8 protein-coding genes and 1 riboswitch are annotated in these 10,131 nt (G+C 47.9%); all 8 genes read right to left on the minus strand.

Annotated features, from left to right (window positions below):
• Nucleotides 1–147 precede the first annotated feature (147 nt).
• Nucleotides 148–345, minus strand: a riboswitch (cobalamin riboswitch).
• Nucleotides 346–408: 63 nt separating this feature from the next.
• The 8 genes from murQ to KTG12_RS05295 all read right to left on the minus strand — a co-directional run bounded on the left by murQ (nt 409) and on the right by KTG12_RS05295 (nt 10,066).
• Nucleotides 409–1,224 carry an N-acetylmuramic acid 6-phosphate etherase gene (gene murQ / locus KTG12_RS05260; RefSeq protein WP_005641542.1) on the minus strand — a complete coding sequence of 272 codons (816 nt, stop codon included), beginning with the start codon at nt 1,222–1,224 and terminating at the stop codon, nt 409–411.
• A gap of 46 nt (nt 1,225–1,270) precedes the next feature.
• Complete coding sequence (locus KTG12_RS05265) at nt 1,271–2,332, minus strand: lactonase family protein (protein WP_227225991.1); 1,062 nt, start codon at nt 2,330–2,332, stop codon at nt 1,271–1,273.
• Nucleotides 2,333–2,419: 87 nt separating this feature from the next.
• A complete protein-coding gene (locus KTG12_RS05270; RefSeq protein ID WP_022322763.1) occupies nt 2,420–3,700 on the minus strand; it encodes an acetylxylan esterase in 1,281 nt (426 codons plus the stop codon).
• A 29-nt stretch (nt 3,701–3,729) separates the two neighbouring features.
• The gene (locus tag KTG12_RS05275; RefSeq protein WP_046452540.1) at nt 3,730–4,581 is read right to left on the minus strand and encodes an ATPase; all 852 of its coding nucleotides are present in this window, start codon (nt 4,579–4,581) and stop codon (nt 3,730–3,732) included.
• Nucleotides 4,582–4,596: 15 nt separating this feature from the next.
• Entirely contained in the window at nt 4,597–5,904 is a 1,308-nt protein-coding gene (locus KTG12_RS05280; RefSeq protein ID WP_155144123.1) for an MFS transporter, read from the minus strand.
• A complete protein-coding gene (locus tag KTG12_RS05285) occupies nt 5,901–6,836 on the minus strand; it encodes a DUF4922 domain-containing protein (protein ID WP_046452542.1) in 936 nt (311 codons plus the stop codon). Before KTG12_RS05285 ends, KTG12_RS05280 begins: the two co-directional genes overlap by 4 nt.
• Before the next feature lie 100 nt (nt 6,837–6,936).
• A complete protein-coding gene (locus KTG12_RS05290; protein ID WP_173022561.1) occupies nt 6,937–8,403 on the minus strand; it encodes a glycosyltransferase family A protein in 1,467 nt (488 codons plus the stop codon).
• A gap of 139 nt (nt 8,404–8,542) precedes the next feature.
• Nucleotides 8,543–10,066, minus strand: coding sequence for a S41 family peptidase (locus KTG12_RS05295; RefSeq protein ID WP_005641563.1), 1,524 nt, complete (start codon nt 10,064–10,066; stop codon nt 8,543–8,545).
• Nucleotides 10,067–10,131: the final 65 nt, after the last annotated feature.

Here is a 10,131-nt window from a genome sequence, read left to right on the forward strand (position 1 = left end):
GGAGCTCATCCCACCCACAGATTCATGCCTCTTTTCCTAATTATTATGGCAAAATAATTAAAAACAAGTAAATAGCTACGGGAAACGGAAATAAAGAAAGGCAAAAGCCTACGGCTTCACAGTTCTCTTCCGGCCTATCCTCGAAGCCGTCGAAAAAATATGCGTTGCAGGTCTTCTGACTTACTTCCGGTATGAGCGCCTTCCCAACTCGCGTCAGTGGCATAAAAGAATTGCCCAATCCGTTTTGAAGCTTACAGCAGCGGGACTGTCCGGGATTTGCACCCGATTCCCTTTTAATCCTTTTCCGCAGATTGCGAAGCAGGAACAATGCATGGGACAAATATAAAGATATTTTCCATATATTTCTCATCTTCTTACAGAAAAAAGCTGAAACCGACTCCAGACCCGTTAAGCTTTGCGGTAAGCCTCGACAGCTTCCTGAACGGAGCCGTACATCAACAGCAGATGGCGGGATTGGTTATAGGGAAGATTCAATTCCTCGGCAACCATGCGGGTTCCACGGTCTATAAGTTTCTGATTGGTGAGCTGCATATTGACCATCCGGTTTCCTTTAACCCTACCCAATCGGATCATAACGGAGGTGGAGATCATGTTCAGGATCATTTTCTGCCCCGTGCCGGATTTCATACGGGAACTGCCAGTGACAAACTCCGGCCCGACAATCATTTCGATTGCGATATCGGCCTCCATCGCCATCGGTGAATCTGGATTGCTGGAAATGGAGGCAGTCAGGATGCCCTGTTCACGTGCTTTGCGAAGGGCACCGATCACATAGGGAGTCGTCCCGGAAGCAGCAATGCCGATCACGGTATCCTTCGTATTAACCCGGTGCTCCAACAATTCCTGCCAGCCGCGTTCCTCATCGTCTTCGGCATTCTCCACAGGATTCCGGAGGGCAGTATCGCCACCAGCTATCAAGCCGACAATCAGTGTGGAAGGCATCCCGAACGTCGGGGGGATTTCGGAAGCATCCAAAACTCCCAACCGCCCGCTGGTTCCAGCTCCCAGATAAAAGATCCGTCCGCCCTGCTTCATGCGGGGAACGATCTGCAAAACCAATTCTTCTATTTTGGGGATTGTCTCTCGGACAGCCAACGCCACTTTCTGATCTTCCGTATTGATATCTTCAAGCAAGTCCCGGACGGACTTCCGTTCCAGGTCGTTATAGAGAGAATTCTGTTCCGTTATCTTAATGAATGACATAGCTTATTACAATTTACACGTTGCAAAGCTACTAAAAATATCACATTTACATGTCGGTAAACTTCAAGCAAACAGGCTTACTAACTCGGATGTCTTTTCCCGTATCTTTCAACAAACCGCTTTGCTTGTCTATTTCGTAAACCTGCACGATATGACTATCCCGACAAGCGCAAAGCAGGAACTTGCCGTTGGGGGTGATGACGAAATTACGCGGATGAATACCGGTCAGCTGATAACCAATCTTTGTCAATTGCCCGTTTTCCAGATCGATAGAAAAAATCGCGATACCGTCACCTTTCAGACGGTTAGAGGCATATAGGAAACGACCGTCCGGTGTGATGTGTATATCGGCACTACCGGAGACATGTAACGTATCGGCTTCTACAAACCGGACCGGGGTCAGGTTGCCCTTGTCGTAATACATGAGAGCGACGCGGCCCGAAAGCTCGCTAATCAGGTAAGCCCATTTCCCGTTCGGATGAAAAACCGTATGGCGCGGACCTTCTCCCGCCGGCAAACTAAAAGAGGAAGGCGTCCCTTCCCGCAAACTCAAGCCTTTATCGGAAGCAACGATCTCGTATTTATAAATCCGGTCCGTTCCCAGATCGTTGGCATACAGATAGTTCTCATCCGGAGAAGCGTACACGCAATGCAGATGCGGGACCGCCTGGCGTTCGGCCCCCGGGCTTCCTCCTTCATACGCATATACTTCAGCCGGTAGCAAAGCTCCATCGGCCGAGATGGAGAAAACACTTATGCTTCCGCCGTTGTAGTTGGCCGTGACAGCCATCCGGCGTTTACTGTCCACCCAGATATAGCAGGGAGCGCTCCCATCCGTATGCTGCTCGTTCAGCAAAGAAAGCGTCCCGGTTTGCTTGTCAAACGAATAGGCACATACTTTCGCGTCCGGCACAGCAGTTTCACTTACCGAATAGACAAACTTGCCATCCCGACTCACTGTCAGATAAGAAGGGTCTTGAATGCCCGACAGGCTTTTCACCGGCACAGCCGTCCCTTTCTCCACATCGAAGCGAAACAGATTTATACCAGGGTCTGTAGCACCCGCATACGATCCGACAAACAAAAACAATTCACTATCCTTTTGCATACACGATGTTATTGCCATAATTAACACCCCCGCTAAAAAATACTTTAAATTCGACATACATGCATTATTATTAACCGGGAAACATATTTACTTTCCGCATTTATCTTTCAACCATTCAATACGTTCCGACTGCTGTTCCGGATATGTCCAGTGACCGGTTTCGAGGTAAAGATGCAAGTCCTTCACTCCCGGAATAACATTGTAGGCCGAATACATGGATGTCGGAGGACAAGTCACATCATTATATCCCCAGCTATACCAGCCCGGAGCGTTCACCCGGCGGGCAAAATTCACGACATCAAAGTAAGCGAGCGTTTCCACTTCGTTTGCCACAGGCTGCGCATTCCGGTAGTAATGCGGCCAGCCTCCCGCACGTTTATGCAGATAGCCGGCATAATCGCACAAGGCCGGATAGAAAGCAGCAAGAAACTTGATACGCGGGTCTAGTCCGGCCGTGACAATAGACAAGGCTCCTCCCTGGCTTCCACCGGTCACACCGACTGTATTTCCATCAAACTCAGGCAAAGAATAGAGGAAGTCCACAGCCCGCACGCAACCGAGATAGACCCGTTTGTAGTAATGCGTATCGCGATTATTCTTGTTCATTGCATTATATCCGTTCAATGCTCCAGCAGCCAAGTTGTTATACACTTCCTGCGGCATCGTCACAGGAACACCATGTATTCCAATCTCCAACGTAATGATATCTTCTCCCAAATTGAATCCGTTATAAGGACGTATGCCCGCTCCTGGAACCTGGAGGACCGCCGGATATTTACCAGTTTTCTTCGGTACAATCAGAATGCCATATATACGGGAACCGGGGCGTTCATTCTGGAAACTGACATGATAGACATTCTGCGTAGAAGTGCATCTTTCCGGCAACAAAGTCATCTTGGGATCTAGCGGCTGCTTACGGGCTTCAGCGATCGCACCGGTCCAGAAAGCATCAAAATCTTCCGGATTGACCGTCGTCGGCCGAATCCTCGTTTCATCCACGCCAACTGTCGCCATCCCTTCATACTTCCGTCCGTCCACTTTGGCCGTCACCCTGCAACGCAAGAATCCGGGTTCATTCATCTTCGCTTTCAACGTTGTTTTTCCATCCGCCAAACGAACGTCTTTCTTTACAACCGTCGGAAAATATTCCGGTCCCAACTCATAATCGACAACTACATCTTTCAACAAATTCTCATTCTTGAAAACCTGTACCGTAAACTTGACTTCTTCCTTCGCCTTGCATTTCCAATCGATACGATCAGGCGAAACCACCACATTGACCAACTTCTGGGCCGGTTGTGCCAACACCAACGCACAATTACCCAACATACCCAGAAGCAAACACAATAAGAATAAAGATTTTTTCATGATAAAAACCGAATTAGATAATTTATTATTTATAAAACACAGTGATAGTGGATCAGACCTTGAACCGGACTTTGAACGATCGTTCCTAATCGAAGCTCGAACTCACGAGCAACATCTTTCAATATATCCTGATAATACCAAGCAATGGAGCCTGTCAGATAGACAGGATGCTCCCGGTAATCATACTGCATGACATTGCGGGTAAAGAACGCCCGGAAGCTATTGCTCACCAGATCACGTATTGCCGGTTCTTCTATATGCCGGAGCAAAAAAGGAGACAGGCTTGCCAAAAAACGATTCGGGAAAGACCCTTTATAAACCTTTTCCATAATGATGGCCGGTGTCAAACCGGACTCCGCCCAAAAAGCCTCTTGCAAAGCTGCCGGCAACTGGTTCTTCAACACATCCCCAACCAACAATTTTCCAAGTACGGCGCCACTCCCCTCATCACCCAAGACAAAGCCCAACGGAGATATGCTCTTGACAATACCCTTTCCGTCATACAGACAAGAGTTGGAACCGGTCCCCAAAATACAAGCAATGCCGGGGCTGTCTCCACAAAGGGCACGGGCGGCTGCCAGCAAATCGCTGCCGACCTCCACCGGGACCGGCAGATAGCGCGTGACAGAACGGCGTATAATCTCGTTCTTTTCCGTGAATGCACATCCGGCACCATAAAAGTAAACGGCCCCGACAGAATCGGACTCCCTTATCCGGGGAATCAGATTGTCCCTTATCTCAGCCGAGATCTCCTCTTCCGTCTGGAAAAAAGGATTAATTCCTCCTGTCCTGATCCGGTCTATCTCCCGATTGCCGGACACAATACTCCAATCCGTTTTCGTGGAACCGCCATCCGCTATCAATATCGTTTTCGCCACCATACAAAGCAAATATATTTAGTTATTTCCTTGTTTCTTCTTCCCGAATTCGGGATCGATCTTCAGGCAGGCCGTGACAAGCAACGTCACCAGGCAACATCCCATCACCCACCAGAAGAAATTCTCGTAACCCATCTGTTCCTGCAACCAGCCGGCCGCCATTCCAGGAAGCATCAGGCCCAAAGCCATAAAAGCCGTACAGATCGCATAATGTGCCGTCTTATGTTCTCCGTCGGAATAATAAATCAGATACAACATATAGGCCGTAAAGCCAAAGCCGTATCCAAACTGTTCGATAAATACGCAAATGTTGACTATCCACAAATTATCAGGCGACGCACTGCTCAAATAAATAAAGACAGCGTCAGGAAGGGAAATTGCCAACGCCATCGGCCAGATCCATTTCTTCAATCCTCCTGCCGAGGCGGCGATACCTCCCAATATTCCGCCCAATGTCAAACCGATCGTACCGATCGTCCCGTACACCAGTCCGATTTCAGCCGTCGAAAGCCCCAAGCCACCCACTTCGCGGGGATCGACCAGGAAAGGCGTTACCAATTTAGCCAACTGGGCTTCCGGAAAACGGTATAACAGCATAAACAGAATCGCGACAAAGGCTTGTTTCTTTTTGAAAAAAGAGGCGAAAGTCGCGAAAAACTCTTTTAAGATTGTGGAAGGAGTCACCGTAGCCGATGGCTTATCCCCTTTCGGCAAAGGAAGTATATACCGGTGATACAGGAACAAAGCCAAAAACAGCCCGCCTAAAATAAAGAATGTAACAGACCAGGCAAGCGGGATATTCCCCGTACTGTTTTCCAGAAATCCGGCAAACATGACCAGCACACCCTGTCCGGCAATAATCGCAATCCGGTAAAAAGTACTCCGGATACCGACGAAGAAAGCCTGTTCATGCGAATCGAGAGCCAGCATGTAAAAGCCGTCCGCCGCAATATCATGTGTGGCGGAACTGAAAGCCAGCAACCAGAATACAGCCAATGAAGCCTGGAAAAAGAACGTCGTTGGGATCGTAAACGCCACTCCAGCAAGTCCTGCCCCGATCAATAACTGCATCGTGACCACCCACCAGCGTTTGGTCTTCAGCAAATCCACAAAAGGACTCCAAAAAGGTTTGATCACCCAGGGCAGATTCAGCCAACTCGTATAAAGGGCGATATCGGTATTTGAAACTCCCAGGCGCTTATACATCAGGACAGAGACGATCATCACCGCGACATAAGGTATTCCCTGCGCAAAATACAGGGAAGGAACCCAAAACCAAGGAGACCGTACAGATGGCTTATCAGACATAGACTTATATGATGTCATACTTCATCTCTTATTTTCCGGATGAGCTCATTCTCCTCATCCTCCGTAATACTTACCTCTTCCCAGACCTTTTCGAGATCTGCAAATGTCACTTTCTTAAAGTCCTTTTCCAAAGGGACGACAAATAAACCGGCCATCTCGACCGTCGCCGGGCTGATGAGAATATTGGCATCTCCCTCGGCATAATAGCAGGATGGACGCAATTCCCGCCGGGGGAAGATACAGGTAATCCAAACATCATCCTCCCTCCAGGCCAACAGGTTCATCATTGGTTCGTAATCATCCGGTCCCATCGGCATCATGTCGTATAACAACTCGAAAACGGCCGCCGCCTCACCCTTATCCCTCGACACTAGGATAAAACAGACCGGAAGGAGATCGACTGAAGCATAGAAACCAGTCCGTTCACTTTCCCAAACGACCTGTTTCGGGAAGTTCGGCCAATTTCTCACAACCGGAAACTCCTCTTTCTTTCCAGCTTGGAAATGCATATGATCCGGAGCGGAAGCACCGCATTTCGGACCATTATAGAACAAGGCATAGTCAGATAAATCCGAAACGATGTCCAGCATATCCTCGTAATAAGGCTTTATCTGTTGCTTTTCATGCCAACGCAGGGGAACGGTCAGATGGTCCTCGAAAATAGGGTATGGATTAACCAGTATTTCAAACGCATCATTATACATCACTCCCTTTTGTTCTTCCGGCCGATGGCAGAAAAAACAGGGGCGCGCTAGCAAGGATGCCTTGTCGATCTTAGCTGCGGAAGAACGAATCCGTTCCGGATTAAATTGAAGAATCGTTGTCCTGTAATCATCCTGGAAATAACGCGTCTGCACATTGGTCAAAGAACCATAATTCTCCCTTGCCAGTTTCCAATCCTGCTTTTGGTCTATCAGCAGGAATTCTATTTCTCGTTCCAAATCATTCATAAGCTTCGTGTTTTCATGGTTGCCGGCAACTTGTCCCGCAACACAAATGTAGTGAAAAAAGAATCCATAGTGAGCAAACGGCCAAAAGACCAAGAAGAAATCATTTGGGCGAATGAGCGTTCAAAGCAATCCGCGCCTGCAATTCCCAAGTACGAATACGGTCTTTGTAGGTATTATGTCCGTTCATTTTCACGACATCGAGCGCGGCATCCGAATTGTCTTCCCAGCGGCGGCAGAGGTAAAGGACATCATAGATGCGCCCGATACGCCAGGTGCGGGAGATACGCAGTCCCAAAGCATAATCTTCTCCATAGCTTGTATTCGGAAGGTTGATCCTCCGGAGCACAGGTGTATAAAAGGCACGGGGAGCTCCCAGACCGTTGATGCGGAGCGCATTGTTACGTCCGTTTTCAAGCGTCCACTCCCGATGGTCGATGATGCCGGGCGGTATTTCGTTCATCTTGAAATCGGTCATCCGATAGGTTCCGACAACCATCGCGCAGTTCTGTTCATAAAAAGCATCAACGATCTTCTGCAACGTATCAGGACCGCTATATACATCGTCGCTATCGAGCTGGACGGCAAACTTGCCACAAGCCGGATGATGCACACCCACGTTCCAGCAACCGCCGATCCCCAGATCGGAACGTTCCGGAACCAAATGAACCACACGTCCGTCTGCAGTATATTTTCCGATTGCTTCGGAAGTTCCGTCTGTCGAATGGTTATCCACAATAATCAGATTAAAACGGAAGGTCGTTTTTTGTGCCAGCACGGAACGGATAGCATCTTCTATCGTACGGATACGGTTGCGGACCGGGATGATAACGGAGGCTTCCTGCTCGAAACCGCCGGCATCGAAGGTGACCGGTTCAAAGTCCGGGGCAAGATAACCGCCGACCCGTTTCAGGTAGGCCGTACAAACAGCTTCCAGCTCGATCTGCACCGCCCGGTTTTTCGGATCAACATAATCAAACAACTTCTCTCCGCTCTTGCGGATATCCGTCTCCACTTCCGAGTACAAATATTCATTGACATGAACCAGTTCGGCCAGCTCCGAGACACGAAGGCGAAGGTCATACAGCCCGGCAAAACGGTAATCAGCATCCATCGCCCGGACCGCCTGCTTCAAAACGGACGAACGGAAAAACAGCAGGGAGCCGAAATCAAAATCATCACGCAAGCTTCCTTTCTGATAGTCTATGACAGGAGCCTGTTGGCTGTTGCCGTTTTTTAACAGGTAACGATCCGCATAAAGCATTCCGGCATTCGTATCGCCGGCAATAGCCAACAGGCGTTCGAAGGCGAACTGCCCCGGCTCGAATGCCGTATATTTGGTATATAACAATGTATAGGCCGTATCTGCATGTAAAGCAATCGTCCGGAAAGTAGCGGTACTGGCGGGCGAATCGATCATCAGCATCTCACAACCCTCGACCTCATCGGGAATCTTTTCCGTCGCTAACAAGTAGATATTCTTTATCCGGTCACATAACCCCAACGCTCTTACGGTTTGCCTGGCCTGGGGTAAAGAAAGGAACGGAATGAAACAATTTATCATTTTCATAACGTAATTAGTTGATACCGGAAACAAAAATAAGGATAAAATATGAGCTTTTGCCGGAAGAGAAAAATATCTTTGTAAGTATATCAAAAATAAAACCAAGCTGGCAGAAGACCTTCAATTATAGACGGCACAAGAGGCCTTATTTTCCCTCCTCGAAGATAAGACCTTTCGTTTGTTTTCTTTCGAGAGATGACGGGGTGAGCAAAATACGACCTTCGCTTTCCGCATGTACCGGCAGGCTCTTCAATCCGCTTATCCGCGAAAGCGCCTCACTCAGCAGCCTCTCGTTCGTATCTCCGAAGGGCAACAAATCATTTCCTATAACCAGTTCCTCGATCTTTACATCCGGTTCAAAACCATTTGCATAGTCAGCTTCGTGATCGGCATTATAAATGCGTAATGTAATCGGATGCAACAGCCAGCCATATTTTTCTTTGGTTCCGAAAGTGTTGCTGCCCACCCGCTTGCCAATCGTTTTTTCTCCTATGATCGTAATGTTACTACGGGTAAGATAAGGGATCAGGCAATTGATCACGGCCTCCGAAGCAGATGCGGTCACACTTCCTGTCAGCACGTAAATGCGTTTTAAGTCCAGATTAGCATTTCCTATTTCAGAATTTTTTCTCAACAGCAAAGTTTCATCACTTTTTGATTGCTTTTCGTTATGCTCCATAATACAGAATGTCTTACCCAAAGCATCGGCCGGAGCCAGAAGAGAGGTCATCAACTGCGCACAAGTGACCAAACCTCCCTGATTATATCGCAAATCCAATATAAACTCGTCCACATTTTCAACCTTAAACCCGGCAAAGACCTGTTTCATCCGGTCGTCATAGATTGTACTTTCATCGTCCGGACCGGAAGAAAAACTGTTGTAAACCAAATAACCAACCTTCTTGCCACCCACCGTATAGACAGAATCTTTCAGAAAAGGCGTGTCTTCCACTGCACGGGAAGCTGCAACCGAAATAGTTTTTCTTTTATAAAAAGTGACCTCATTGCCTTTTCTTACCGCATCTGCCAATAAGAAAGTAGTTTCACCTCCGCTATAAAAAGCAGACAAGTTCGTCACATTCGGAGTCTCACTACCAACAGCAATAATCCAGTCCCCCCGTTCCAATCCGGCCTCGGCAGCAGGAGAGCCAGGCAAGACATATAAAACCCAGGCATAATAAAGGTTGCCGTTTTTATATGATGCAAACTCAAAACCATACGAATCGGACTCCGAAACAGATTTCGTCTCCTCTTCCTTTTTCTCTATCCGGGAAAAAGTGAGCCATCCGTCTCCGTATTTTACGCCATCCTGATCAGACAACAATGAATCGAAGAACTTATCTGGAGATTGTGAGAAGTTCAAATTTCCTTTGCCGGGCATATCCTCATTCCACAAATAGTAATCCGCCATAATCTTATAGATCCAACCATTCGTACCCTCGTCGGAGAGATCCGGAACCTCATCCTCCGTCGTACAAGACGGTACAAGCAAAAGGATAGCCAGCAATCCCGCGAGGACGGCAAAACCATTGAGCACATTGAAGTTGGCCTTCCGGTACAACAAACGTTTGATGACCCAGTCAAAGCGAATAGGCCTATCCTGCAACACCCTTCTCTCCATCTCTTTCCTGATTTCCAAATCCGACTCTTCCTTTTTTGCTTTATTCACTATTACTTATCATTAGTGTCCCATTAAAATTGGGACGAATTAAAAATTAAATAAACTTGGCCCAT

Source organism: Parabacteroides sp. MSK.9.14, assembly GCF_019041495.1.
GTDB classification, from domain to species: domain Bacteria; phylum Bacteroidota; class Bacteroidia; order Bacteroidales; family Tannerellaceae; genus Parabacteroides; species Parabacteroides merdae.

What these genes read in the sequence shown, in the direction of transcription:
- KTG12_RS05270 (WP_022322763.1), bottom strand. Translation starts at nt 3,700, where the DNA reads ATGAAAAAATCTTTATTCTTATTGTGTTTGCTTCTGGGTATGTTGGGT.
- KTG12_RS05290 (WP_173022561.1), bottom strand. Translation starts at nt 8,403, where the DNA reads ATGAAAATGATAAATTGTTTCATTCCGTTCCTTTCTTTACCCCAGGCC.
- KTG12_RS05280 (WP_155144123.1), bottom strand. Translation starts at nt 5,904, where the DNA reads ATGACATCATATAAGTCTATGTCTGATAAGCCATCTGTACGGTCTCCT.
- KTG12_RS05285 (WP_046452542.1), bottom strand. Translation starts at nt 6,836, where the DNA reads ATGAATGATTTGGAACGAGAAATAGAATTCCTGCTGATAGACCAAAAG.
- murQ (WP_005641542.1), bottom strand. Translation starts at nt 1,224, where the DNA reads ATGTCATTCATTAAGATAACGGAACAGAATTCTCTCTATAACGACCTG.
- KTG12_RS05265 (WP_227225991.1), bottom strand. Translation starts at nt 2,332, where the DNA reads ATGCAAAAGGATAGTGAATTGTTTTTGTTTGTCGGATCGTATGCGGGT.
- KTG12_RS05275 (WP_046452540.1), bottom strand. Translation starts at nt 4,581, where the DNA reads ATGGTGGCGAAAACGATATTGATAGCGGATGGCGGTTCCACGAAAACG.